Origin of the sequence: Edwardsiella piscicida (assembly GCF_001896205.1) — a bacterium.
Classification (GTDB): domain Bacteria; phylum Pseudomonadota; class Gammaproteobacteria; order Enterobacterales; family Enterobacteriaceae; genus Edwardsiella; species Edwardsiella piscicida.
Map to the genome: position 1 here is coordinate 3,765,250 of NZ_MPNU01000001.1, position 25,253 is coordinate 3,790,502.

Sequence of the window (25,253 nt, forward strand, 5' to 3'; positions counted from 1 at the left end):
CCGCCGCGTCGGCGGCGCCCGCAGGCCTCAAACCGGCCGAGTATACTGGATTAGCCAACGTTATTAACTATACCAAAAGATCGTTTCGCGCCTTTCCCATTCCATCCCTAGGATAAATGGGCGTCATTAGGTTCCATATCCACATAATATTACGTAAAAAAAACGCCGCGCAGCGGCCTATTCGCCCGCGCGCGGCGTATCTGACTCCGCTCTAGAAATCGGCATAGGGCCGCAGAGGCTGCGGCGGCAGATCCATATCGCCCTGCCACCCCTGCATAGAGTAGCGCACATAGATAAGCGCATGGCTGGGGGTATAGTCCTTCGCCTGCTGAATATCGACTCCGGCGCCGACGAACCAGTGGCTGCTCAGCCGCCGCTCCACGATCGCCCGTAGGGTATAGCCAAATCCGTTGCTGCTGCCGCCGTCGTCCGATGCGGCATAGTCCGGCACCGTCGTACTGTCGACCAGGTTCTGCAGCGGGTAGCGCGCCTGCCGCGACGTGTTGGCGTAGGACCAGGAGACCGATCCGCCCAGTTCCCACGACCAGTTCTCCGTGCGCTGGCGATAGTTGACGGGTATCCCGAACGACACATACTGCTGCGGACTGTAGTAGCCGCCCTGTCCCAGGGTATAGCCGCTGAGATCCTTGTCGTAATGCCAGAGCATATTGCTGAGCCCAACGCTGACTCGACGGTTATCTTCATTGATCAGCTTGTAGTAGTAGCCCCCCATCCAGCGCATGCTGCTGTTGTTCTCGACGTTCTTGCCCTCCAGGTAGTCGGCGCTCAGCGAGCCCCACAGCCCGTGCGGCCCGCCGCGATCGTAGCTGCCGCTCAGCGCGACGCCGTTGCGCCGGACGCCGCCCCATACCGTACCGGTATGGGGATCACGCTGCCCCCCCATCGACAGCAGGGAGCTGGAGACCGGGCGACGATGGGCTTCCAGCGTCCAGCCGATATGATCCCAGCTACCGCTGTAGGCGATACCGCCAACCCAGTCCACCACCTTCATGCCAATGGGAGTGGTGCCAATATCCATCTGCCAGGCGCTATTCTGCCAGCCAACGGCCAGGCTGGTTCCGGCGCCGCGCTGCCCCTCACCGGCCGGACATCCCGTGACATAGCAGCTGCCAAACTTGTCCTGGTAGGCGCCGCCCGACAGGCGGCCTGCATCCATATTGACCAGATCGCCGCGGAGGAAAAGGCGGCCATCGTACAGCGGCATATCGGCCTGCAGCATCGTCGTATGGGCCTTGAGATCGGAATAGCCTCCGCTGCCGCTAGAGCCCCAGTAGTCATGCTCAAGGGTAAAGCGAACCTCCTGCTGGCGATAGAGATCGGCGCCGTCGGCGCGAACGCTGCGTTTTAGCCAGTCATCCTGCGGCGCAGTGCGCGTCAGGCGGGTAAACGCATCATTATCCTGCGGCGGCGTCTCACTGATGCCCGTGGCGACCATGGCCGACCGCAGATCGTTTTGCGCCCGCTCGGTCTGACGCGACTGCACCGCCAGACGCGCATCGTCACGTAGCACCAGCGCCCCCGCCATACCCGGCGTTCGGCGCGCGGTCGGCAAGAGCGAGTCAAAGATACGCCGGGCCTGCTGCGGATCTCCGCAGGCGGCCCAGGCATTGGCGATCCGCCGCTGTACGTTGAGATCGTCAGCCGCCGCCTGCGGCGGCTGACGCCGCAGCGCCGCCTCGGCCGCGCGGCGATCGCCCTGCGCCACCCGCGTTTCAATCACCCCTAAACGGGCATCGCTGTTCTGTGGATCGCGCGTCAGGACGCCCTGATATCCCTTCAGGGCATCCGCATAGTCATCTCGGGCCAGCGCCCAGTCGGCCAGCGTCAGATCAATCGCCGTGGTGGCGGGCTGGCGCTGTAAGTAAGCGATCGCTTGCTGTTCATGGCCGCCGTCGCGCAGGCCGTTGGCGTGGTCTACGATATGCTGAGCCTGCAGGCGCAGATCCAGCGCGCGCATGCCGTCGCTCCACTGTGCCGCGGGGATCCGTCGCAGCACCGCCTGAGCCTGATCGGGCTGACCACGGGAGGAGAGATACAGCGCGCGGGCGTACACTTGGTCACCGCGGTGAGAGAAGCGCTGATCCATGCGCTGCATCAGCGCATCGGCCCGCTCAGGCTGCCCGGCGCTGACCAGCGTACCGGCAAGCCGGTAGTTCAGCCAGACGTCGTCCGGCGTCAGACGCTGCGCCTCATTCAGTTTTTCCAGCGCGGGTCCCCAGGCCTGACGCCCCGCCAGGGCCGCCGCCTGCTGCTGCAGCGCGTCGCTTTGCAGCTCGCTATACGACGACTGCATGGCCCGGCGCTGCGCCGCCGGCAGCTGCTGCAGATAAGCCAGCGCCTTATCCGGCGACTGCTGCTGGTAAAGACTTACTAACTTTCTCAGCGCACTGCCATTAAGCGGATCGCGCCGTAGCGCCAGGCGGTATGACTGCTCCGCCTGCGCCAAATCCCCCTGCGCCGCGGCCACATCCCCCAGGCCGATCGGTCCGTAGGCATTCTCACCATCCAGCGCCTGAGCCTGACGATATTTCTGCTGCGCCAGGGCGTATTGATGCGCCGCCAGCGCCTCATCCCCCTGTTTAATCAGCAGCCAGTAGCGGTTCGTCTTCAGCAGGCTTTGCCATTTGCTCAGCTGATCGCTGTGTGGATCGGCCGCGATAGCGCGTTCAAACAGGGCGATAGCCCGCGGACGATCGCCCTGCTGGGAATACGTCTGCGCCAGCGCGCCCAGCGTCTCCGCATCGTTAGGATGCTGACGCAGCGTTTGCTGCAGCAGCGGCTGGGCCTGACTGTCATTCCCGGCGGCAGCCTGCGCCAACCCCGTACTGCGCGCCCGATACTGCGGATCCGCCAGCTGGGCTTGCTGCGTCTGCAGCAGCGCTTGCGCGTCGGCTACCGCCTGCGGCGCATCGTGAAAAACCTGAATATAACGCTGCAGGGCCGCCACGCTCTGCTCACCCAGCGGCATACGCTGGATCTGCGTCATCCACAGAGAGGCGGCGCTATCGCGGGTTGCACCGTCAGCCGCCATCTGCGTCAGCAATGCGTAGGCCTGTGCCTCTTTTCCATCAGAAAACAACAGACTAATGAGTGTCGTTTGCAGCGCGGCGCTGTTGGGATAGCGCTGGTTGACGGCCTGCAGCGCCGTTATCGCCCGCGATACCTGCCCCGGCAGACGCGCGACCGTGCGCCAATACTCCGGCGCAAACTCCAGCGGCGGAGACATGCCGTGCCACAGCTTGTCATAGGCGGCGACGGCCGCCGCATACTGTCCTCCGGACGCCAGCAGACGCGCCTGCTGCAGACCCTGATGTCCCTCCGGCGTATTCAGCGCCACCTGCATTCGCGCCGTTTGGCACACCGCGGCATCCGGCGCCGGACGGCACGATTTCTCGACAAGCTGATTGGCGGCAGCCATATCCCCCTGGCGCAGCAGCATGCGAATACGCGCCAGGATCACCTCGGGATCATCGGGCGCTATCATCATCAGACGGTCGAGCGACTGCGTTACCAGATCGTAACGCTGCGACGATTCGCCTATACGGACCTGCTGCAGCAGCCAGTCCGTCGCATTTACTTCGCTGGCGCACACCGGCGCGCTCAGCGCCAGCGTCACCGGTAGGGCGGTCAGACTCAGTCGGAAACATCGCATACGGCACCCCAGTTTGGCACCAGTTCGCCCTGTAGATTAAAACGGTAACGCCGCTGATCCCATCCCAGGCCAAACAGCGTCAGGACTGAACTGTAGTAGTTATTATTCCCCGGCGGGTTGTCTTTTACCCGCTGGCGCTGCGCCGCCAATAGCGGGCTGTTGCTGGCGTCCAGAAACGGTAGCATGGCGGCAGAGAACCCGACGTTGCCTTCGCCCTGGGGCTGCGCGCCCAGCACGCTGACCTTTTCAGGGATATATCCCAGACGCTCACTCAGCGCCACCATCGGCTGCCAGTGCTTCACCAGCGCGCTTTTGGCCGGCGCGCCGTCGGCCAGCATTCCCGCCCACAGATAGGCCCGGATAGCATCATAGCCGCTGATATAGGCCCGCCCCGGCGTCGGCAGCCAGCCCTTATTCCGCTGCCAGTTGGTCCAATCCGGCACGATACCCTGCGGCGACGACGCCTCTAACATACGCAGCGCGCTGTACTGCAGGCGATTCCACGGCCCATGCAACGGCGCAATCCGGGCCAGGATCTGCGGTGGTAGATAGCTTGGATTTACCGTCCACAGGGCGCCGGAGCGGAACCCCTGGCGACCCGGCAGCAGCATCATGCCAAACCCCGGCAGCGAGACCACCTCCTCCCGGGCAATCCGCGCCAGCAGCTGAATGCCCAAATGTTGGTAATCGGCATCCTGCCACAGGCGTCCGGCCTCCAGCAGCGCATAGGCTATCCACAGGTCGGCATCCGCGGCGGAGTTGTTATCCAATATGCGCCAGCGCCCGTCATCATGGCGTCCCCACTTCCAGGCCGGTAAATGCTGGCGCAGGCTGCCCTGCGCCAGGTTATTCTGCGTCCAGGCCAATAGATTAGCGAACAACGGGCGATCGTTATTGACCAAGGCAAAGAACAGCGCATAGCTTTGCCCCTCCGAGGTGGTTATCTGGCGGGGAGAGCTGGGATCGATAACCCGCCCGTCAGGGCTGATATAGCCCTGACGAAACTGTTCCCACTCATGCCATTCACAGGGCGCGCCTACGGTGGCGACGCTGACACACAGCAATGCGGCAGCCATCAATGTACGGCAGACCGACTCCTTCATGCGCTTATCTCCTATCGTCGGGATCCAGACGGCGGCGGCGCAGCATACGCGGCACCCGCCACAGCACCAGGCTCACCAGCACAATCGCCAGCAGCGCCAAGGCCGCCAGAATGAACGGATGAGAGGAGAAGATATACCATAGGCGCTCCCACCAAGGCAGGTGGCCAACGTAGTAAATGTCGCCCACCCGCACACTATTGACGCCGGAGGTCCGAATAATGGAGACCGAACCGTACATCGCCTCGGTTTTACCGCTGTCAATCAAGGCGTTATTAAGCAATGTATAGCCCTGCTGATCGTCCGCCAGCAGCGCGACCACGCTACGCTGCGCATTGAATGGCGACTGAAAACCGACGATGGCGGCCAGCGGCGCCGTCGCGCTGAGGGTCGTTTTTGCGGCGGCGCGCGTCGCGCTGGGATCCGGAATCGTGTTGTCCGTCGTCGTATTCATCGGACTCTCCAGCCAGCTCTGCGTCGCGCTCACCAGCGCCGCAACCCGATCCGCGTCGCGCAGCGTCGGCGGAATACGCCCGATCAGTAGAATATCGCGATCCTTATCCTGCGCCTGCGCAACGTCGTCACTCAGGGTCACCGCCAGCGCCGGATAGCCGGTCTGGGCGCCGATATTCCCCAGCGCCGACAGCAGGGTACTCACCTGTATCGCCGAGGGTTTAGGCGCCACCACCACCAGGGTTTGCGACAGATCGGCCAAGCGGCTAAAGGGGAAACCGGCGTTGGCGAAACTCCGCAGATCCGGCATCGCGATAAAGTGACGGAAGCCGGAGAAGTCAAGGGTCGAGGCGTTACCGATCGCCACGGTATTCGGCAACGGTTGATAAGAGACGCACTCGCCGTTGGAGGGCGTCAGATAGGGCACCACATAGTCAAAATCGAAGCGTAGATGGTTCTGAATCCCCAGTTTTACCGCGGGGATAGTGACGGCATCCATTTTATCAAACAAGCCCTGAATCAAAGGGATATGCAATAGTGCACGCTCTTGATCTTCCGAGGGCAGTAGAGGGAAAGCCTGTAAAAATTGATTATTGATATTCACGGTCATACGCGAACCGTCATTAAACGGCGGCTGGGTATAGCGGTACTTCAGATTCATATCCACATAGGCGTTGTGGAGCAAAAACAGATCCGGCGGCAGATTCAGGGTTAAGGATATCGGTGCCGGCCGCACCCCGCTCGACTGTAGCTGATCGCTATAGCTTTGCAGCTCGCCAAAGGTTACCGGCCGGTCGGTCGGCACCCAGTTGGGCGCATCATAGGGCTGCCGCTGAGCGAGCGTCTCGACCCGATCGACGCGGGCGCTATCGCCGCGCAGCAGGATATCGCCCTGGGCAATCCCCCGCACCGCCGTCATTAGGTCGCGATCGTCACGCCCCATAATCAACAGCATCTTGATATAAGGATTATCCGGCCGGGAGATCATCGCCACCGTCGGCCCGTCAACCGCCGGGTAGTCAGCTAAAAAGTCCGGGCGCTGCGCATTGGTGGCAAACACCACCCCATGCCGATCCGGCAGCTGATTATACAGCACTGGGAAACGCTGACCGCGCCACTGCGCCTGCGCCCCGAACCAGGATGCCAGCACCGCCGCGGCCTGCTGCTGCGCCAGATTCGGCTGGGCGGCGAACACCACCGGCAGCGTCAGCGGCGCCTTGCTGGCGCTGTCAAAGAAGGGTCGGGGGAATAGGGATAAGTCGTTTTGCAGTAACAGGGACTGGGTCGTCAGCGTCAGGCTACTGCCCTGCCCAACGGCCAGCCACAGGGTCGGATGCCACTCGTTGTCGCACTGGCGATAAGACTGATAGCGACCGACGAACTCCAGGCGAATGCGATTAAAATCGGTAATATAGTGCGCATCTAGCGGCACCTGGACCTGATTGGCATGCCCTAACTGACTTTTATCGACCGCCACGGCGCCGACCAGATCATCGTTGAGGAATACCTTAACCTGGGATACCAGCGGCACCAGCGACGGCGATGGGGTAAACACCAGGTTAAGCATCGCATTGGTCACCAGCTGGTCGCGCGGCACCCCGAACTCCATATAGGCGTTGGGGTTATCGCCGCGCAGTACCGTCGGCCCGGAGGCCAACCGAGTCAAATCCAGCGTCTGCGTCGAGACGGGCGCAGCCGAAGCGCTGCTCTCCGTTGCCAGTGCCGCTGCGCTACCCGCCGCCGGCGCGCTATCTGACGCCACTGGAAACGGAGACTGTGCCTGCGCCATCATGCTGGAGCCCAGCGCGATGGCAGCCCACAACAGGTGTATCATCTTCATCATGGGTATCTCCGTTGCTCCATAATAAGTTAGTGCCCACATACTGCATATCGAGGGATACACACTACGCGGTCTGGCGTCCCGCTATCGGACGCGGTACAAAGGAAACCAGCCAAGCGCCCAAACGCACCGCCACCATAATCGGCATGCGCCACGGTGCCGGGGCATACTCGGCCAAGCTACGGTAACCGCGCCCCACCAGGCGTAAAATACCGACAAAACCACCGCCCAGATGATCCTCTGGGATGGCCTGCTGCCACAGCGCCCAGGTATCGGCGCGGGCAAAGGTGCACTGGATAAACGCAATATGCTGTGCGACGCTCAGTCCATCCAAACGCAGCCCGGCTCGGCGCCCCACGACTCGCGTTACCGCAATCGGAAACACAAAGCTCTCTTCCCCTTTCTGCAGCAGCAGAGAGATCGACTCGCCTTCCCGTAGGCACAGACGCTCATCCGCCAGTTCGATCCCCACGCCACCATCGGAATAGTCGCGCAGAGTGCAGGGATAAAGATGTCCATCGTGGCGCATCAGGATTGCCGGCATCGCGATGTCGACCCGGTGCGCCTGACGGATCTGGCGCACCTCAACGGCGACCGCCGCCGCGCCGCCCAGAATAACGAGGTTATAGATCACCCATCCGACGGTCAGCAACACGGTAAGTTGCTCATTTTGCGGCCCAAAAATCAGACGCCAGACCCCAAACAACAGCCCCAGCACGCTCAATAACACCAGCGACAGATAGGGCGACGAGATAACCCAATCCATATGATTATGCGAGACCAATCCCCCTTTCTGCGTCACATTGAAACGCCCTTTCTTCGGATTGATCAGCGCCACCAGCGTCGGGCGAGCGATATACCAGGCCAATACCGTTTCATAGATCTCATTCCAATAAGAGTGACGATGGCGCCCCTGTAGGCGAATACGCGCCAAGCTGGAGTGATACATATGCGGAATCACATACAGCACGATCGCCATCGCCGGCGCAAAAATAACGTAGGTGTGAAACAACAGAAACGCCAACGGCGCGACCAGAAAAATCAGCCGGGGAATGCCGGAGAGAAAATGCATCATGGCGTTGGCGTAGCACAAACGCTGTCCCAGCGTTAACCCTTTACCCAAAAAGGGATTATCCAGGCGGAAAATCTGAGTCATGCCGCGCGCCCAGCGCATACGCTGGCCGATATGTGCCGACAGGCTCTCCGTCGCCAGCCCGGCGGACAGCGGAATGCGAATATAGGCAGATGTCCAGCCTTTACGGTGCAGGCGCAGCGAGGTGTGCGCATCCTCGGTCACCGTCTCAACGGCGATACCGCCGACCTCATCCAGCGCCGTTCTGCGCAGCACCGCACAGGAGCCACAGAAGAAGGTGGCGTTCCACATATCGTTGCCATCCTGCAGCAGGCCATAAAACAGCTGGCCCTCATTCGGCGTGCGCCGAAAATTCCCCAGGTTGCGCTCAAACGGATCCGGCGAGAAAAAATGGTGCGGCGTTTGTAATATCGCCAGCCGCGCATCGTGTAAAAACCAGCCCATGGTCAGCTGCAGAAACGTACGGGTGGGGACGTGATCGCAGTCAAACACCGCCACAAACTCACCGTTGATCCGCTTCAGCGCGTAGTTTAGGTTACCGGCCTTGGCATGCTCATGGGTTGGGCGCGCAATATAGTGAACGCCAACCTCCTCGGCAAACTGGCGAAAGCTGTCACGGCCGCCGTCATCCAGCAGATAGATGTTGATCCGATCCCGAGGCCAGTCGATCCCCAGCGCAGCATAGATGGTGGGTTTAACCACCCGAAGATCTTCGTTATAGGTGGGGATCAGAATATCGACTATCGGCCATTGATCCATCGCCTTGGGCAAGGCCACCGGCGGGCGATTTAGCGGCCATACCGATTGAAAATACCCCAGCAGCAGCACAACCCAGGCATAAGTTTCCGCGGCTAACAGCAGCAGGCCACAGATCAGGCTAAACGGATCGTCCCAATTCAACGTTGAGGTATAGCGCCACCAGATGTAACGACAGGAAATCGTAATTGACAGCAGCACTAGCAGCAGCGTGGTGAAGCGCCCGGGAATATGACGGATCACCATCGCGCATCCCCACAGCAGCAGCACAAAGATACACTGCGACAGCAGGTCAAACGGCTGAGAGATACACAGTAACGCGAGTGCGGACCCCAGCAGCGCCGACAGCGTCAATACAACCCGGCGCACGGTATTGGGTAACGCATCTAACCAGACCGATTCGCCTTTCTGCTGTCCCCATCGCGCCGGTAACCCCGCCAGCCACTGCAGGCTGCGCCGGCTGATGCGGCGTAGGGCACCCAGTAACGTTTCGGAATGCGGCCAGCGGGTCAACGCGAGCCATATCGCCTGCAGCCCATACCGCACGGGATCGAGGGGACGGGGCCGCAGCGGATCGAGATGAGGAAACAACGCGGCCTGCTGCTGATGGATAGCCCGCCACGCCGGTGACTCCCAATGCAGAAACAGCCACGCGACGGTAAGCCAAAAACAACCGCTGATAGCGTCCAGCGGCGTCGCACCGTGTGCGCGGCACTCCCGATAGCGCTGCGTCCATGCCCGCCTCGCCGGTGCCGCCAGCAACACATCCCACGCATGCCTCATGTCGCCTCCGCGCTCTCAGGATGCTTATGCAATAGGCACCACGCCGCCAGGTTGGTGGCCTCCTGCGCCGCCTGAGAATAGGGCGCATACTCACCGAGAGGCTGTTTACCGGCGGCTGCCTCGGCGACGGCCTCATCACGGTGCATCACCAACGGCACCAATCTAGGCAGGGTTTGCTTCCACAGCAGGTAGAGATCCTCTTGCAATACGCTGCCGGGTAACAGCTGCGTGATAAGCAGGTGCGCATCATCGGGCAGCGCCTGACGGTGCAAGCGCAAATGGCAGTTGGCATCCGGCATAATCAACAGCAGCAGCAGCTCGCCGAACGCCGCCATTTGCCGGGATATCGGCGTATGCCCACTGCCAATATCCAGGATTATCCAGTCGTAGACCGCGCTTTGCGACGCAAAGGACGTCCTCCACTCAGCCTGGCTTACGCAGGTCTCCAGCGCAGGCAGCTGCGCTGATTCCACCGCGCCAAAAGGCAGAAAATCCAGCCCTTCGGTATAGCGCCAGGCCCTCTCCTGCCATGCGCTGCCCTCCAACAGCGCCGTCGCCCAGCCCGCGCGATCGGCGAGCGGCAGGTTAAAATGCATCCCCAGCTGATCGCCGGGACTGGCATCGACCACCAGCACCCGCTGTCCCAGGCCATTGAGCGCCCAACCCAGCGCCGCGGCGGTACTGGTAGTGCCGACACCGCCGCGAATTCCCTGTAGCGCTACCGTTACCATATGGATTAGTCCCGTCGTTCTGCCAGCTGGCGACACTCTGCCAACAGCGGCCAGCGTTCCAATGCCTTGTTTACATGCTCTATCCGCACGATATTGACGTAATCAATATCCATAATCCCGTAGATGCGCTGTAACACGGCAAGATCTTCCGACGATGACGGCGTCGGCGCCGTTCGATACTTTGTTTGTTCGCTCATTCTGCTAACCATAAAAATTCAGCTATGGTTTAAGTGAGTATAGCAAGGTAGGAAAATGGCGCTGCCATAATGCAAAATAGGGATGATTACCCACATTACTATCTCATAATCATTTGATAGTTAATGTTATTTTGCCTATGTCGGCATGGTGAAGCACTCTACTCTCACAAAGTCGATATACCATGGCGCAATCATTTACGCTCGGTATCCCACACCTGTGGGATGAGCTACAGACAGTGCAAACGCACGGCCTTTATTGGTTGAATATCGATCGCACACAGGATGTGCCCAGCCTGTGTCGCCAAACGATTTTTGCCCAGCAGGCGGACAGCCACGTCACGCTTATCGACGCGGGTCACGATAGACAGATGACGTCCGCGTTGGAGGAGGCGTATTCGCAAGGTCCTGCGTCTCTGCCGGTTTATCGCCTGACGCCGACGCCAGCGGCGCTGATGGCGCTGCCGGATGAGTTAGCTCACCTAATGGGCTCAACATCTCCGTTGTTTATCCTACTGATCCCGGCGGCCGACCTGACCACGCTCTCCGCCGAGGGGCTAAACCGGTGGATAAACCTCACCCATCGTTGGCTACAGCGCTGCAGCGCGACGCTGCTCGTCATCTGTCACGGGGCAGGAACCGATGTCCTACGTAATCAGCTAGTTCCATTGAATCGACTCGTCTCAGGGGTGGCTAGCCTACGCTGGCAGCTGGACCGCTGGCTCTATGATGTCGCCTTTTGGTGTAATGAGCGTGGCGTTTCGGCTCAGCAGAATATCCCGTTAGCTCAAACGCCGCAGGGCTGGCAGGCCACGGTAGAAACCCCTTTGCCACCGCCACAGCCCCATAATGATGAAGATAGCTATCTGGCGCACGCCGCGATTCTGGAGGGCGCCCCCCCGCTCTCTGAGCACTGGCATCTGTTTACGTCTAACTATGAGCTGTTTACCGCCGCGCTGACGGCGCAGGCGGCAACCCTGATTTTTTCACTGACGCAAAGCGATCAGGTGGACGATCTGGCGCGCCAAATCCACACGCTGCGCCGCCAGCGCGGCAATGCACTGAAAATAGCGGTACGAGAGCAGGCGGTTGTGCAGCGCAGCAGCGACGAACGCCTGCTGCTGGCCTGCGGCGCCAACGTGGTTATCCCGCTACACGCCACCCTATCCAATGCGCTGGTGAGTCTGGAGGGGCTTCAGGGACACACGTTTTTGCGCCATGTGCCGGCCAATATCACCACGCTGCTCGACGCCCTGCGGCCACTCAAACTGCGCGGCTACCGGCCCAAAGCGCAGTTCTGCACGCTATTGCTCGACCTACTGGATAACCCGCTGATACCGCACGACGGGCGTGGCACGCTGGTCTCCTTACGGCCGGTTTCCGGAATCGATGCCGAACAGGTGCTAAAACTCTGCAACCTGCGCCGCGACGGCGATTTAGTCACGCTGGACGGGCAATCGCTGGTGCTGTTTCTGGCCTACTGCCGCCCCCATGAGCTGGACACCGCACTGCGCTTTATCTTCCCACTGCCCGTCGAAGAGCTATTTATCCACCGCCGTCTATGGCACCAGGATACAGAGCTGATGCTGGAGCTGACGCGTATGCGCAATGAGACCCCCACGCAAGGGCTGCCACCCGAACCGCTTCCTTCACCGCAGGTCAGGGCGCCAACGGAGACCGCCATACCGCATCCACGACGCATCCCCCGGCAACTGACCCTCGGGATGACGCCACGGGAGCCCTCATCATGATGACGATTACGGATATTCTACAGATCCTCGTTCTGTGCGCGCTGGTCATGCTGCCCGGCGGTTTTTACCTGCACAAGTATTATCCCCATCCTCTGCGAACGCTGCGGAGGACGATTTTTCCGACCCGTTATCTTCAACGGGTGACGGTACTGCACCGCCGCCCACTCTCCGCTAGGGTAGATAAGCATGGCAAAACACACTGAGCAGCAGAGCGTTTTCTCTGAACGAGGCTACCGCTGGCGCGGGCTGGGCGGCTGGAATCTCTACTTTTTACTGAAACTGGCGTTACTGTGGTACGGCTATCTTAATTTTCACCCTTTCGCCAACGTCATCTTTTTAGCCTTTCTGCTGTTTCCCCTGCCCTCGGCGCATCTGCACCGTTGGCGTAACTGGCTGGCTATCCCCATCGGAGTGGCGCTGTTTTACCACGACACCTGGCTACCGGGGCTGAACAGCATCGTGCAACAGCGCGATCAGTGGAGCCACTTCAGCGCCGACTATGCGCTGGACTTAGCTCAACGCTTCGTTAACTGGACCATGATCGGCGCGGCGCTGGTGATCACCGTCGCCTACCTGTTTCTCGCCCAGTGGATTCGGATTACCACGTTCACCATTCTGGCCCTGGTATGGGTCAATCTGGGCAGCCTAGGCGTTCCGCAGCTCAGCCTGCAGCAGGGTGCTGCCACGGTCGATACTTCGGTGAGCAGCCAGTCCACGCCAGACAATACATCGATATCAACCGCCAGCGCTGCTGAGATCCCGGCGCAGAGCGCCGCGCCCAACAACAGCAATCTCAACGACTGGCTGGATCGCTTTTACGCCAGCGAACAACAGCGGCAAACCCACTTCCCCGCGGCTCTGCCGGCCGATGCCCAGCCCTTCGACCTGCTGATTATCAATATTTGCTCCCTCTCCTGGAGCGATCTCAGCGCCGTCGGCCTGCAGGATCATCCGCTGTGGAAACGGATGGATATTCTGTTCAATAACTTTAACTCCGCCACCGCCTACAGCGGCCCGGCCTCTATCCGCCTGCTACGCGCCAGCTGCGGCCAGCCTTCGCACAAGGCGCTGTATACCCCGGCAAGCCAGCAGTGCGATCTGATGGAAAACCTAGGCCGCCTGGGGTTCCAGCAACAGCTCACCATGGATCACTCCGGGAAATTCGGTGACTACCTCAATGAACTGCGCCAGTATGCCGCGCTGCAGCCGCCGCTGGCGTCACAGGCGAATATTGACCATGAACTGACGGCGTTCGACGGCGAGCCTATCTTCAACGATCTGGAGACGCTGCAGCGCTGGCTGGGCAATACGGAGAAACTGGGCGACGTGCGTACGGCCAACTTCGTCAACCTGATCGCCCTGCACGACGGCAACCGCTTTATCAATAGCGACCGGGGGGCCGACTTTAAACCGCGGGCGCAAAATCTGCTCGACCAGCTCAACAGTTTTCTGGACGATCTGGAGAGATCCGGGCGTCATGTGATGGTGGTGATCGTACCGGAGCACGGTGCGGCGGTGGTCGGTGACAAAATGCAGATGGCCGGACTGCGCGATATCCCCAGCATGCCCATTACTCACGTGCCGGTCGGCGTCATCTTTAGCGGAATGAAGGCGCCGGCGCCAGCCTCGCCGGTATTGGTCGATCGGCCGAGCAGCTATCTGGCCCTCTCCGAGCTGGTCGTCCGCAGCCTGGATGGCAAGATCTTCACCCAGCCCAGCGTCAACTGGCAGGCGTTGGTCAGTAACCTGCCCCAAAGCGCCGCCGTATCGGAAAACGATAACGCCATCGTCATGATGTATCAGGGGAAACCCTATGTACGCCTCAACGGCGGGGACTGGGTGCCCTACCCGCAGTAGCCGCGGCGACGCCACCATAAAAAAGAGCCGACTCGCGGCTCTTTTTTTATTGCACTGGAGCAACTATGCCCCCGCCTCCTGTTCCACGGCAAAACAGGCGATCATCTGATCGCCATAGCGACGCAGCGGCGGCTGCAGCTGGCGACAGGTATCAAAGGCGCAGCGGCAGCGGGCGTTAAAGGCGCAGCCGGGCGGTGGATTGAGCGGACTGGGCAGCTCCCCGCTCAGCTTGATCCGCTCGCGGCGCATCTGCGGATTCAGCCGCGGCGTCGCCGACAGCAGCGCCTGGGTATAGGGATGACGCGGATTGCCGAACACCGCCGCCTTACTGCCCTTCTCAACGCAGCGTCCCAGGTACATCACCATCACCTCATCGGCGATATGCTCTACCACCGACAGATCGTGTGAGATAAAGACATAGGAAAGCCCCAGCTCCCGCTGCAGATCCATCATCAGATTGAGTACCTGCGCTCGCACCGACACGTCGAGTGCCGACACCGGCTCATCGGCGATCACCACGTCCGGATTTAACATCAGGCCGCGGGCAATAGCGATACGCTGACGCTGACCGCCGGAAAACATATGGGGATAGCGATCGTAGTGCTCGGTCTTTAGACCGACCCGCGCCATCATCGCCAGCGCCCGCTCGCGCCGCTGGTCGCGCGACAGCGACGTATTGATCCGCAGCGGCTCCTCAAGGATCGCACCGACCTTCTTGCGCGGGTTCAGCGAGGCGTAGGGGTTCTGGAACACGATCTGGATCTTCTGGCGGCGCAGCTTTTGCGCCTGCGCATCGGGCTGCAGCAGATCCTGGCCCTGATAATAGAGCTCGCCGGCGCTCGGCGTTTCGATCATCGTCAGCAGACGTCCCAGCGTCGACTTACCGCAGCCGGACTCCCCGACCACCGCCAGGGTTTTTCCCCGTTCCAGGCTGAACGAGACACCGTCCAGCGCCTTGACCAGCCTTTCTGGGGAAAACAGCCCGCTCTTGACCGGATAATGCTTTTTCAGGTCCACCGCCTGCAGTAACGGCGCCTGTAATATGGCTTCACTCATGCTGTCGGCCTCCCGGCGTCGTCCAATGGGGTGTGGCACTTCACCGCCCGCCCGTGCAGGTGGCGCAGCGACGGCTCCTCGCGCCGACACTGCTCGGTCGCATAGGGGCAGCGCGGATTGAGCAGGCAGCCCGTCGGGCGATCGTACTTACCCGGCACCACCCCCGGCAGCGACACCAAACGCTCGCCGTCCACCGCGAACTCGGGCAGCGCCCGCAGCAGCGCCTGGGTGTAGGGGTGGCGCGGCGTGTGGAAAATCTCGCCGGCCAGCCCAGACTCCACCACCTGCCCGGCGTACATCACGATGATCTTATGCGCCGCCTCTGCCACCAGCGCCAGGTCGTGGGTGATCAGCACCAGCGCCATATCTTCCCGCTGCTGCAGCGCCAGCAGCAGTTCGATAATCTGCGCCTGAATGGTCACATCCAGCGCGGTGGTCGGCTCATCGGCAATCAGCAGCTTGGGACGGCAGGCGATCGCCATGGCGATCATTACGCGCTGACTCATACCGCCGGAAAGCTGATGCGGATAGACCGACAGGCGCGACGCCGGATCGGGAATACCGACCTGGGTGAGCAGGTCGATGGCGCGCTGACGCCGGGTGCGCCGGTTGCCCCCCTGATGCACCTTCAGCGCCTCCATAATCTGAAATCCCACCGTGTAGCAGGGATTCAGGCTGGTCATCGGGTCTTGGAATATCATCGCCACCTCGGCCCCCACCAGCTGGCGTCGCTCCCGCTCGGAGATACGCTGCAGATCGGCGCCGTTAAAGCTCAGCCGCTGTGCCGTCACCCGCCCGGGAAAATCGATCAGCCCCATAATGGCCAGCGAGCTGACCGATTTGCCGGAGCCGGACTCACCGACAATCCCCACCACCTCTCCCTGCTCAACCTGATAGCTGATGCGGTCAACCGCACGGAAAGGGGCGCTATCGTCGCCGAAATGCACCGATAGCTGATCTACATCCAGTAATGCCATGTCCCTCTCCTTACTGCTTCAGCTTCGGATCCAGCGCATCGCGCAGGCCGTCGCCCATCAGGTTAAACGCCAGTACCGTCAACAGAATGGCCAGCCCGGGGAAGGTCACCACCCACCAGGCGCTCTGGGCGAACTGCAGCACATCGGACAGCATGGTCCCCCACTCCGGCGTCGGCGGCTGGGCACCCATACCCAGGAACCCCAGCGCGGCCATGTCCAGGATCGCATTAGAAAACCCCAGCGACGCCTGCACGATCAGCGGCGCCAGGCAGTTGGGCAGGATATTGACGAACATCTGACGCAGCGCACCGGCGCCGGCCACCCCGGAGGCGGTCACATAGTCGCGATGCACCTCCGCCAATACCGCGGCGCGCGTCAGGCGGACATAGTGCGGCAGCGCCACAAAGGTCAGCGCCAGCGACGCATTCACGATCGAGGGGCCGAACATGGCCACCAGCACCAGCGCCAGCAGCAGGCTCGGCAGCGCCAGCATGATATCGACTACCCGCATGATCAGCGCATCGACCGCACCGCCGAAGTAGCCCGCCAGCAGCCCCAGCACCACCCCGAGGATCAGCGACAGCGCGACCACCAGACAGCCCACCAGCAGCGACAGACGGGCGCCGTAAATCAGCCGCGACAGCACATCGCGCCCCACGTCATCGGTGCCCAGAATAAAGCGCCAGCTGCCGCCGGCCTCCCAGACCGGCGGACGTAGCAGCGCATCGCGGAACTGCTCCTGCGGCAGGTGCGGCGCAATGACATTGGCCCCCAGCGCCACCACCACCACGATCGCCACGTAGATAAGCCCAGCGACAGCGCCTTTATTGCGGCGAAAATAGTGCCAGAACTCCTGCAGCGGCGTCATCGGCCGCGGGGCCGCGACGCCGGATGCGGTGGCCGCCGTCGCGGCCGTTGTTGGTTCAGACATCAGCGGCCTCCTAGTGTTTATGGCGGATACGCGGGTTAACGATGCCGTACAGCACGTCAACCAGCAGGTTAACCAGAATGATCATGCTGGCGACCAGCAGAACGCCGCCCTGCACCACCGGATAGTCGCGGCGCTGCAGACCGTCGATCAGCCAACGCCCCAGCCCCGGCCAAGAGAAGATGGTCTCCGTCAGGATGGCCCCGGCCAGCAGCGTACCGACCTGCAGGCCGATCACCGTCACCACCGGCAGCAGCGCGTTGCGCAGGGCATGCACCACGATCACCCGCAGACGGCTCAGCCCCTTAGCGCGGGCGGTGCGGATATAGTCCTCGCTCAGCACCTCCAGCATCGCCGAGCGGGTCATGCGCACGATCACCGCCAGCGGAATGGTCCCCAGCACGATAGAGGGCAGGATCAGGTGCATCACCGCATCCTTAAAGTCCCCCGGCTCCCCCCACAGCAGGGTGTCGATCAGCATAAAGCCGGTCAACGGGTGGCTATCGTCCAGAAATACCGTGTCGCTGATACGCCCGGAAACCGGCGTCAAATCCAGATTTACCGAGACCAGCATGATCAGCATCATGCCCCACCAGAAAATCGGCATGGAGTAGCCGGTCAGCGCCACGCCGACCGCCGTATGGTCAAAGATCGACCCCCGTTTGACGGCCGCCAGCACCCCGATAGGAATCCCCAGTAGCACCGCGAACAGCATGGCGCAGATCCCCAGCTCCAGCGTCGCCTGAAAGCGCGGCACAAACTCCTGCCACACCGGAGTCCGGCTCTTCAGGGACTGACCGAGGTTGCCGTGCAGCACGTCGTCGATATAGATAAAGTATTGTTGATATAGCGGCTTATCCAGCCCCATCTCAGCCATGATCTGAGCATGACGTTCCGCGGAGATCCCGCGCTCGCCCGCCATGATCATCACCGGATCGCCGGGGATCATGTGCACAAACGCGAATGTCAGCAACGTAATGCCGATAAACGTTGGGATGACCAGCCCCAAACGCCGGAGAATAAACTGCAGCATAGCCCGAACTCTCTGTAGTTGGCCGGCACCCACCCGCCGGCCCGCTGCGCTGCGCAAGAGTGCGCAGCGCCTGATACCGGAGACCGCCTAGCCTCACGGCCATGCGGCGGTACGGTTCACGAAGCCCCTCACCCTTGAGGGGCGGCAGGATTACTCCAGGGAGACCTGATTGAAGTGATGCTTGCCCAGCGGATCCACGACGTAGCCCTTCACCTCTTTACGCACCGGCTCATAGACGGTGGAGTGGGCGATGATCAGCGCCGGTGCCTGGTCATGCATAATCACCTGCGCCTGGCGATACAGCTCGGCGCGCTTGGCCTGATCCGCCTCGGCGCGCGCCGGCTGAATCACCGCCTCAAACGGCTGATAGCACCAGCGAGAGTAGTTGGAGCCCTGCTTGGCCGCATCGCAGCTGAACAGCGTGGCGAAGAAGTTGTCCGGATCGCCGTTATCGCCGGTCCAGCCCATCATCACCGTCTGGTGTTCGCCGTCTTTCGCGCGCTTGAGGTACTCCCCCCACTCATAGGTCACAATCTTGGCTTTTACGCCGATCTTGTCCCAGTCCGCCTGGATCATCTCGGCCATGCGGCGCGCGTTGGGGTTATAGGGACGCTGCACCGGCATCGCCCACAGGTCGATGCTGAATCCCTCTGCCAAGCCGGCCTCTTTCAGCAGCGCTTTGGCCTTCTCCGGATCGTACGGGTAATCCTTAATCTCGTCGTTATAGCCCCACATGGTCGGCGGTATCAGGTTTTTCGCCGGCTGCCCGGCCTTCTGATAGACGGCCTCAATGATGGCCGGTTTGTTGACCGCCATGGTCAGCGCCTGACGCACCTTGACGTTGTCCAGCGGCTTTTTATCGACGTTAAACGACAGGTAGCCCACGTTGAGCCCCGGCTGCTCCAGCAGGGTAATGTTCTTATCCTGCTTCATGCGCGCCAGATCCGCCGGGTTCGGGTACGGCATCACCTGACACTCATTCTTCTGCAGCTTAGCGTAGCGTACCGAGGCATCCGGCGTAATGGAGAACACCAGGCGGTCAATCTTCGGCTGCGGGCCCCAGTAGTCTTTGTTGGCCTTATAGAGGATCTTCGAATCCTTCTGGTACTGCACCAGCTGGAAGGGACCGGTGCCCAGCGGCTCCAGATCGATCTTCTCCGGGGTGCCCGCCTTCATCATGGCATCGGCATATTCAGCAGACAGGATCGACGCGAAATCCATCGCCAGATCCGCCAGGAACGGCGACTCCGGGTGATTCAGTTCGATGCGCACCGTGCTATCGTTCACCTTTTCGACCTTGGCGATCAGCTCCGGCAGCCCCATCCCCTGAAAGTACTCATAGCTGCCGCCGGAGACCTTGTGGTACGGGTGGTTCGGATCGCGCTGGCGTTCGAAGGAGAACACCACGTCATCGGCGTTGAAGTCGCGGGTCGGCTTAAACAGCTTACTGCCCTGCCACTTCACCCCCTTGCGCAGATGAAAGGTATAGGTCTTGCCATCGGGGCTTACCTCCCAGCTCTCCGCCAGCCCGGGCTCGATCTCCGTGCTCCCGTTCTTAAACTCAATCAGGCGGTTATAGATGGGGACCGCGCTGGCGTCATAGGTGGTACCGGAGGTAAACAGCTGCGGGTTAAACCCCTCAGGCGATCCCTCAGAACAGTACACCAGGGTTTTTGCCTGCAAACTGCCGGCGATCGCCAACGCGACCAGGCCGACGCCCCATTTCAGCGCGACGGCGCCTGCGCCACGCCCCGTAGATACGTGATGATTGGAAGACATAACATTGAACTCCATACTGTGATGTTGTGTGACCGGCGGATCTCTGTTTTTTTCTGTACGATCCGTCCGGCGGCGGCCTGAGCGGCCAAGGTGGGTAGACGATATCCCGGCGAGGAACGACTCATCGGGCAGTCCATCAGCGAATAGATGCACAATCCTGAAGCGCTGTTTTCACCTTATACATCCCAATCTCTCAAGTGTTCCGGTTAACGTCAATATGACAAAATACAATTTATCGCCTAATAAATAAGCAATATTTTTGTATAAAAAAGGACAAATAAACCTCACAGATAGGTCGAAATCTGCCCACGGTGAAATTACACCGTGCATTCCACCATGTAACAAAATTTTACCAGTCGATCTCCCTGTCGCCGCCGGCGAAAAAATTTATCTCAAATGTCGAATATATACACAGTTAACCCGGGAAAGTGCCATTAATACAGGGGAAAATTCTGCTGAAAACGGGTGCGCGCGCGCCACAGCGGCCGTTTTTGCGGAAACGGCCTCAGGCGCAGCCGCGCCTTCGCGTTATGATCACAGGCATCATCATCAATGGGAGAAATACGGTGTCACAGGCAACATTTGAACAGCTGCAGCGGCTGCTGGATAGCCAAGGCGCGCGCTATCGCGTCGTTGAACACCCCAGCGCGGGGAAATCAGAAGAGGTGGCCAAAATTCGCGGCACCCAGCTTGGCCAGGGCGCCAAGGCGCTGGTCTGCCACGTCAAGGGGAATGGGATAAAGCAGCATGTGCTGGCGGTGCTGCCCGCCGATCAGCAGGCCGATCTCAGCGCGCTGGCGCGGGGCATCGGCGGCACTCGCGCCTCGTTGGCCAGCCCGGCAGAGGTCAGCGCGCTGACCGACTGCCTCTTTGGCGCGATCCCCCCTTTCAGCCTGCATCCCGACCTGCTGCTGGTCGCCGATCCGCTGCTGTTTACCCGCTTTGAGGAGCTGGCCTTTAACGCCGGCACGCTGGAGCGCTCGCTGATCCTAAACTGCGCCGACTACCGGCGCATCGCCGCGCCGCGCTGCGTCGACTTTATTCGCCGTCAGGAGAGCTAAGGCGCCCCGCGCTCACCCCGGCCACAATGCAAAAAGCCCAGCCATAAAGGCTGGGCTTTTCAGGAATTTGGTCGGCGAGAGAGGATTCGAACCTCCGACCCACACGTCCCGAACGTGTTGCGCTACCAGGCTGCGCTACTCGCCGAATGCGGAGCGCATGTTACTGCTAGCGCTACCCGTCGTCAACACCTTAACGCCCACCGGGGCTCGGCTTTTTTGCGTTTGACTGTAAAGCCCTCGTAACGCAAAAAACCCAGCCGTAAGGGCTGGGTTTCTCAGGAATTTGGTCGGCGAGAGAGGATTCGAACCTCCGACCCACACGTCCCGAACGTGTTGCGCTACCAGGCTGCGCTACTCGCCGAATGCGGAGCGCATGTTACTGCTAGCCTCCCCCGCCGTCAACCCCCTTTTTGCATTACGGCCGCCGTTTGTTGAGAAAACCGACCATCCGACGCTAAATCCATCCCGTTGTCTGCATTTTAGCCACAGTTCCCCGCCTTCAGATAGCAAAAAGCATGGCCGAAGCCATGCTTTTTTATCGCGTCAATTTATCGAGTCAAAGCGAACTCAGGCGTTAGCCTGCACCGCCGGCGGCGCTTTGCTATCAGCCTTCTGCGCACGCAGGAACGGCAGCAGAAACAGCGCAGACAGACAGGCGGCCACGGAAATCACGACGAAAAAGCCGTTCCAGTGCCACACTTCCATCACCCGCGCGATCGGATAACCGGAAAGCGCCGCCCCCAGATAGGCGAACAGGCCGACAAAGCCGGTCGCTGCGCCGGCCGCATCCTTATGGGAACACTCGGCGGCGGCCATCCCGATCAGCATCTGCGGGCCAAAGATGAAGAAGCCGATGGAGAAGAAACAGGCGGCCTGCAGCGCATAGCTGCCGCCCGGCATCAGCCACAGCGCGGCCACGGAGAGGAAGATCCCGATAGCGAAGATCAGGTTCATGGGACCACGGTTGCCGCGGAACAGCCTATCGGAACCCCAGCCGGCGACCAGGGAACCGATAAAGCCCCCCACCTCAAACAGCGACAGCGCCGAGTTGGCGGTCATCAGCGAGTAGCCCTTGGTCTGGGTCAGGTACAGGTTACCCCAGTCATTGATCGCGGTACGTACGATATATACCAGTACATAAGAGACGGCCAGCAGCCAGATGTACTTATTTGTCAGCACATAGCGCTTGATGATCTCTTTATTGGAGAGCCCTTTGCCTTCGGACTCCTGCACCAGCTCCAGGGCGTCATTACGCCATTTGCCGACGCTCGGCAGCCCCATCGTGACCGGCTTGTCGCGCAGGCGCCAGCACATCAGCAGCCCCAGAACGATGCCGATAATCCCGGGGATGATCATGCCATAGCGCCAGCTGAAGTGCAGAGAGATAAAGCCGACCAGCAGCGGGATCAGCGCGCCGCCGACGTTATGAGAGGTATTCCAGATGGCCCACCAGCTGCCGCGTTCGGCGCGTGAATACCAGCTGGTCAGGATCTTCGAGCACGGCGGCCAGCCCCAGCCCTGGAAGAAGGCGTTAACCATCCACAGCGCTCCCAGCACCAGCAGCGACGAACTCATCCCGAAGACGATATTGATAATACCGGTCATGATCAGCCCCAGCCCCATAAAATAGCGCGGGTTAGAGCGATCGCTGATCATCCCGGAGATGAACTTGGAGCAGCCATAGGTGATATAGAACAGCGTACCCATGATGCCGATATCGGACATGCTCAGCCCCAGATCGCTGATCATTTCCGGCATGATGAAGTTGAAGCTTTTGCGGGTAAAGTAAAAGGCGGCGTAGCCAACATACATGACCCACATCAGCTGGATGCGCCAGTATTTATAGGCTGCATCAACCTTGGCGCTATCCTGGATCTCGGGCGCGTCGGTGCGGCTTTTCAGAAAAGACCACATGGGGAAATACCTCGTGCGTGAAAACTCATCGTTGTAGCCGCTATGGTGCGTCGCGCGCGCGCGGGATAACTAATACAAATCCCCCGCCGCCGCTAAGAAAATCTCCTAGTTTTCCGCCTCGCCGGATAAAACTGCGGGCAGGATCACAGCCAGTTGGGTCCCCTGATGGCTCTCCAGGCGCAGCTCCCCGCCCATGGCGCAGATCCGCTCACGCAGGCCGCGCAGGCCATACCCCGGCGTCAGGCTGAGCGTATCCACCCCGCAGCCGTCATCGCAGATGTTCACGTGCAGCAGGCCACCGTCGTCCTGCCAGCCCTCTACCTCGATATGGCGGGCCCGCGCGTGGCGACAGGCGTTCGTCACCCCCTCCTGACACAGGCGGTACAGCGTAATTTTCAGGGTGTCGTCCAACGCGGCGTCGTCGATATGCCAGCGTAGCTGCGCCGTGGTGCCCTGCTCCGGCGGCGCCAGATCGCGCAGCAGCGCCGAAAGCGCCGCCGACAGCGGCAGATTGCTCAGCGATGCCGGCCACAGCTGCGCCAGCAGATCGTGTACGCCGTCATATACCCGCAGGGCGTGGTTTTCGATGGCCTCGGCGCTGGCCAGCAGACGCGGCTCATCGCTCAGCCGTCGAATGATGCCCGCCTGGGTGCGGATCACCGTAATCGTCTGTCCGACCTCATCGTGCAGCTCACGGGCGATCTCCCGCCGGGTCATCTCCTGCGCCATGACCAGCGAACGGGCCAATGAACGGTTCTCCGCCAGACGCTGCGTCAGCTGACGGTTCAGATCGCGCTGCCGCTCAATCCCGGCGCCCAGCAGCATCCCGGTCAGACTCTGCGCCAGCAGCGACAGCAGCAGATCGCGGTGCGGGGCATCGCCCTGCGGCTCCGTCGCGATCAGCACCACGCCGTTCAGCAGCGTGGCCAACAGCGCCCCCTGCCAGCCATAGCGATACGACATGAAGACGATGGGGATCGCCAGACAGAAAGGGACAAAGCGGCGCAGGTCGGCGTGCTGCGCCAGGTGCTGTAGCCAGAGGCTCAGCGCGAACAGCAGCAGATAGCCGCCGATATGGCGCAGGCGCAGGTTGACCGGGCGATGCAGAATCCCCGGCGTCAGCGGCAGCCAAATCTGCTGCGCCAAATAGTGCCAAATCAGCAGGCAGGTCGGCGCCACCGTCAACCCGCCGCACAGCCCCAGCAGCAGCGCCGGCCCCGGCATGGCGCCGGTCGCCAGCGACCAGGACAGCGCCTGGATCAGCGCCGCCAGCGCCACCAGCGCCCCCTGCTGCAGCGGCCAGCGCCATTCAACCTCTTGCCGCTGCTGGCGCCGCAGCCAGTCTCCCGACGCCCAGGCGAGGGCCATGCACAGCAGCAGTCCCCCCAGGGTTCCCCACAGCCAGCTGCCGCCGCCCAGCTGATGGCTCAAAAACAGCTGCACGGCCACGTCGCCGGCCAGGATACCGGGCCAGTAGCGGCGCGGCGTCTGCAGCAGAATGCCCATCCGCAGACCGAAGGGAAACAGCAGCAGCGCGTCGACGGGCGCCGTCACCAGCGCCGCGCCGATAGCCCACAGGCAAAATCCGGCGATGGTATAGCAGAAGAAGATGGCGATGCTGGAGATCAGACGCTGCATCACTGCCCCAACAGGCGGTGCGCCAGCTCAACGTTGTTGTTTACCCCTAGCTTAACAAATAGGTTGGCGCGGTGGACGTGTACGGTTTTCGGCGACAGGCCGAGGCGTTCGGCCACCTCTCGCACCTCTAGCCCCTGGGCCAGCATCATCGCCACCTCACGCTCGCGGCGAGTCAGGGGATCGATGCGGGTACGCGCCAGCTGCTGGGCAATCTCCGGCATCAGATAGACGCCGCCCTGCGCGACGGTGCGTACCGCGCTGACCAGATCCTCGGGACGGCAGCGTTTAGACAGAAAGCCGCGCGCGCCGCGATCCAGCGCCAGCTCAACCAGCGCCGCGCTGTCGTGCATCGACAGCATGATCACCGCCAGCCCGGAGGGCAGATCGGCCAGCAGATCCAGCCCACTTTCATCAGGCATCGAGATATCACAGATACAGACCTGCACATCCAGCCCCGGCAGGCCGGCCCGCGCCTCTGCCGCCGAGCTGAACTCGCCGACGACCGCCATATCCTCCTCCAGCGCCAGCAGCTGCACGAAGCCGGACCGCACGATATAGTGGTCATCGATAAAGGCAATGCGGTAGGTCATGGCGGGCTCCGGCGGATAACGATAGCGCTCGGATTATACACATACT

General features: G+C 61.2%; 18 protein-coding genes and 2 tRNA genes. 4 read left to right on the plus strand and 16 right to left on the minus strand.

All coding sequences use genetic code 11. The annotated features are described in order from the left end of the window. Positions 1–211 precede the first annotated feature (211 nt). The 6 genes from bcsC to bcsR all read right to left on the minus strand — a co-directional run bounded on the left by bcsC (position 212) and on the right by bcsR (position 10,626). Positions 212–3,673: a cellulose synthase complex outer membrane protein BcsC gene (bcsC, locus tag BRD58_RS17365; protein WP_069579510.1), complete on the minus strand. Its 3,462-nt coding sequence runs from the start codon at positions 3,671–3,673 to the stop codon at positions 212–214. Further along, entirely contained in the window at positions 3,655–4,776 is a 1,122-nt protein-coding gene (bcsZ, locus tag BRD58_RS17370; RefSeq protein ID WP_012850179.1) for a cellulose synthase complex periplasmic endoglucanase BcsZ, read from the minus strand. Before bcsZ ends, bcsC begins: the two co-directional genes overlap by 19 nt. A 4-nt stretch (positions 4,777–4,780) precedes the next feature. Further along, positions 4,781–7,069 (minus strand): cellulose biosynthesis cyclic di-GMP-binding regulatory protein BcsB, encoded by a 2,289-nt coding sequence (gene bcsB, locus BRD58_RS17375; RefSeq protein ID WP_015462493.1) that lies wholly within the window; start codon positions 7,067–7,069, stop codon positions 4,781–4,783. Between the two features lie 61 nt (positions 7,070–7,130). Then, a complete protein-coding gene (gene bcsA, locus BRD58_RS17380; protein WP_034168658.1) occupies positions 7,131–9,698 on the minus strand; it encodes a UDP-forming cellulose synthase catalytic subunit in 2,568 nt (855 codons plus the stop codon). Continuing rightward, positions 9,695–10,429 (minus strand): cellulose biosynthesis protein BcsQ, encoded by a 735-nt coding sequence (gene bcsQ, locus BRD58_RS17385; RefSeq protein WP_069579514.1) that lies wholly within the window; start codon positions 10,427–10,429, stop codon positions 9,695–9,697. Before bcsQ ends, bcsA begins: the two co-directional genes overlap by 4 nt. Positions 10,430–10,434: 5 nt before the next feature. Beyond that, on the minus strand, positions 10,435–10,626 hold the full coding sequence (gene bcsR / locus BRD58_RS17390; protein WP_069579685.1) for a cellulose biosynthesis protein BcsR: 192 nt from the start codon (positions 10,624–10,626) through the stop codon (positions 10,435–10,437). Positions 10,627–10,808: 182 nt separating this feature from the next. Between bcsR and bcsE the strand changes: the two genes are divergently transcribed. Genes bcsE through bcsG form a run of 3 tightly spaced genes read left to right on the plus strand, consistent with a single transcriptional unit; the run spans position 10,809 to position 14,231 of the window. Then, positions 10,809–12,374 carry a cellulose biosynthesis protein BcsE gene (bcsE, locus tag BRD58_RS17395; protein WP_069579516.1) on the plus strand — a complete coding sequence of 522 codons (1,566 nt, stop codon included), beginning with the start codon at positions 10,809–10,811 and terminating at the stop codon, positions 12,372–12,374. Next, positions 12,371–12,577: a cellulose biosynthesis protein BcsF gene (gene bcsF, locus BRD58_RS17400; RefSeq protein ID WP_012850185.1), complete on the plus strand. Its 207-nt coding sequence runs from the start codon at positions 12,371–12,373 to the stop codon at positions 12,575–12,577. The genes bcsE and bcsF overlap by 4 nt, the downstream gene beginning before the upstream one ends. Then, a complete protein-coding gene (gene bcsG, locus BRD58_RS17405) occupies positions 12,561–14,231 on the plus strand; it encodes a cellulose biosynthesis protein BcsG (protein ID WP_069579518.1) in 1,671 nt (556 codons plus the stop codon). The genes bcsF and bcsG overlap by 17 nt, the downstream gene beginning before the upstream one ends. Before the next feature lie 63 nt (positions 14,232–14,294). Here the strand turns inward: bcsG and dppF are convergent, their stop codons facing one another. From dppF to dppA, 5 genes are all read right to left on the minus strand, one after another. Beyond that, entirely contained in the window at positions 14,295–15,287 is a 993-nt protein-coding gene (gene dppF, locus BRD58_RS17410; protein WP_015462497.1) for a dipeptide ABC transporter ATP-binding subunit DppF, read from the minus strand. Next, a complete protein-coding gene (gene dppD, locus BRD58_RS17415; protein WP_012850188.1) occupies positions 15,284–16,264 on the minus strand; it encodes a dipeptide ABC transporter ATP-binding protein in 981 nt (326 codons plus the stop codon). The genes dppF and dppD overlap by 4 nt, the downstream gene beginning before the upstream one ends. Positions 16,265–16,274: 10 nt before the next feature. Then, positions 16,275–17,195, minus strand: coding sequence for a dipeptide ABC transporter permease DppC (gene dppC, locus BRD58_RS17420; protein WP_015462498.1), 921 nt, complete (start codon positions 17,193–17,195; stop codon positions 16,275–16,277). Positions 17,196–17,205: 10 nt separating this feature from the next. Beyond that, positions 17,206–18,225, minus strand: coding sequence for a dipeptide ABC transporter permease DppB (dppB, locus tag BRD58_RS17425; RefSeq protein WP_012850190.1), 1,020 nt, complete (start codon positions 18,223–18,225; stop codon positions 17,206–17,208). 150 nt (positions 18,226–18,375) lie between these two features. Further along, positions 18,376–20,004, minus strand: coding sequence for a dipeptide ABC transporter periplasmic-binding protein DppA (gene dppA, locus BRD58_RS17430; protein ID WP_012850191.1), 1,629 nt, complete (start codon positions 20,002–20,004; stop codon positions 18,376–18,378). Positions 20,005–20,570: 566 nt separating this feature from the next. Between dppA and BRD58_RS17435 the strand changes: the two genes are divergently transcribed. Continuing rightward, positions 20,571–21,065 carry a YbaK/prolyl-tRNA synthetase associated domain-containing protein gene (locus BRD58_RS17435; RefSeq protein ID WP_015462499.1) on the plus strand — a complete coding sequence of 165 codons (495 nt, stop codon included), beginning with the start codon at positions 20,571–20,573 and terminating at the stop codon, positions 21,063–21,065. 68 nt (positions 21,066–21,133) lie between these two features. Here BRD58_RS17435 and BRD58_RS17440 read toward each other — a convergent pair. The 5 genes from BRD58_RS17440 to uhpA all read right to left on the minus strand — a co-directional run bounded on the left by BRD58_RS17440 (position 21,134) and on the right by uhpA (position 25,207). Then, positions 21,134–21,210, minus strand: a tRNA-Pro gene (locus BRD58_RS17440). A 139-nt stretch (positions 21,211–21,349) separates the two neighbouring features. Next, positions 21,350–21,426 (minus strand) — tRNA-Pro (locus tag BRD58_RS17445). Between the two features lie 206 nt (positions 21,427–21,632). Next, positions 21,633–22,979, minus strand: coding sequence for an MFS transporter (gene uhpC / locus BRD58_RS17450; protein ID WP_012850193.1), 1,347 nt, complete (start codon positions 22,977–22,979; stop codon positions 21,633–21,635). Positions 22,980–23,084: 105 nt separating this feature from the next. Further along, entirely contained in the window at positions 23,085–24,617 is a 1,533-nt protein-coding gene (gene uhpB / locus BRD58_RS17455; RefSeq protein WP_069579521.1) for a signal transduction histidine-protein kinase/phosphatase UhpB, read from the minus strand. Beyond that, positions 24,617–25,207 carry a transcriptional regulator UhpA gene (gene uhpA, locus BRD58_RS17460; RefSeq protein ID WP_012850195.1) on the minus strand — a complete coding sequence of 197 codons (591 nt, stop codon included), beginning with the start codon at positions 25,205–25,207 and terminating at the stop codon, positions 24,617–24,619. The genes uhpB and uhpA overlap by 1 nt, the downstream gene beginning before the upstream one ends. Positions 25,208–25,253 lie beyond the last annotated feature (46 nt).

Bases quoted from the DNA above. Each gene is read 5' to 3' on its own strand.
- bcsC (WP_069579510.1), bottom strand. From the start codon at position 3,673: ATGCGATGTTTCCGACTGAGTCTGACCGCCCTACCGGTGACGCTGGCG.
- bcsZ (WP_012850179.1), bottom strand. From the start codon at position 4,776: ATGAAGGAGTCGGTCTGCCGTACATTGATGGCTGCCGCATTGCTGTGT.
- bcsB (WP_015462493.1), bottom strand. From the start codon at position 7,069: ATGATGAAGATGATACACCTGTTGTGGGCTGCCATCGCGCTGGGCTCC.
- bcsA (WP_034168658.1), bottom strand. From the start codon at position 9,698: ATGAGGCATGCGTGGGATGTGTTGCTGGCGGCACCGGCGAGGCGGGCA.
- bcsQ (WP_069579514.1), bottom strand. From the start codon at position 10,429: ATGGTAACGGTAGCGCTACAGGGAATTCGCGGCGGTGTCGGCACTACC.
- bcsR (WP_069579685.1), bottom strand. From the start codon at position 10,626: ATGAGCGAACAAACAAAGTATCGAACGGCGCCGACGCCGTCATCGTCG.
- bcsE (WP_069579516.1), top strand. From the start codon at position 10,809: ATGGCGCAATCATTTACGCTCGGTATCCCACACCTGTGGGATGAGCTA.
- bcsF (WP_012850185.1), top strand. From the start codon at position 12,371: ATGATGACGATTACGGATATTCTACAGATCCTCGTTCTGTGCGCGCTG.
- bcsG (WP_069579518.1), top strand. From the start codon at position 12,561: ATGGCAAAACACACTGAGCAGCAGAGCGTTTTCTCTGAACGAGGCTAC.
- dppF (WP_015462497.1), bottom strand. From the start codon at position 15,287: ATGAGTGAAGCCATATTACAGGCGCCGTTACTGCAGGCGGTGGACCTG.
- dppD (WP_012850188.1), bottom strand. From the start codon at position 16,264: ATGGCATTACTGGATGTAGATCAGCTATCGGTGCATTTCGGCGACGAT.
- dppC (WP_015462498.1), bottom strand. From the start codon at position 17,195: ATGTCTGAACCAACAACGGCCGCGACGGCGGCCACCGCATCCGGCGTC.
- dppB (WP_012850190.1), bottom strand. From the start codon at position 18,225: ATGCTGCAGTTTATTCTCCGGCGTTTGGGGCTGGTCATCCCAACGTTT.
- dppA (WP_012850191.1), bottom strand. From the start codon at position 20,004: ATGTCTTCCAATCATCACGTATCTACGGGGCGTGGCGCAGGCGCCGTC.
- uhpC (WP_012850193.1), bottom strand. From the start codon at position 22,979: ATGTGGTCTTTTCTGAAAAGCCGCACCGACGCGCCCGAGATCCAGGAT.
- uhpB (WP_069579521.1), bottom strand. From the start codon at position 24,617: ATGCAGCGTCTGATCTCCAGCATCGCCATCTTCTTCTGCTATACCATC.
- uhpA (WP_012850195.1), bottom strand. From the start codon at position 25,207: ATGACCTACCGCATTGCCTTTATCGATGACCACTATATCGTGCGGTCC.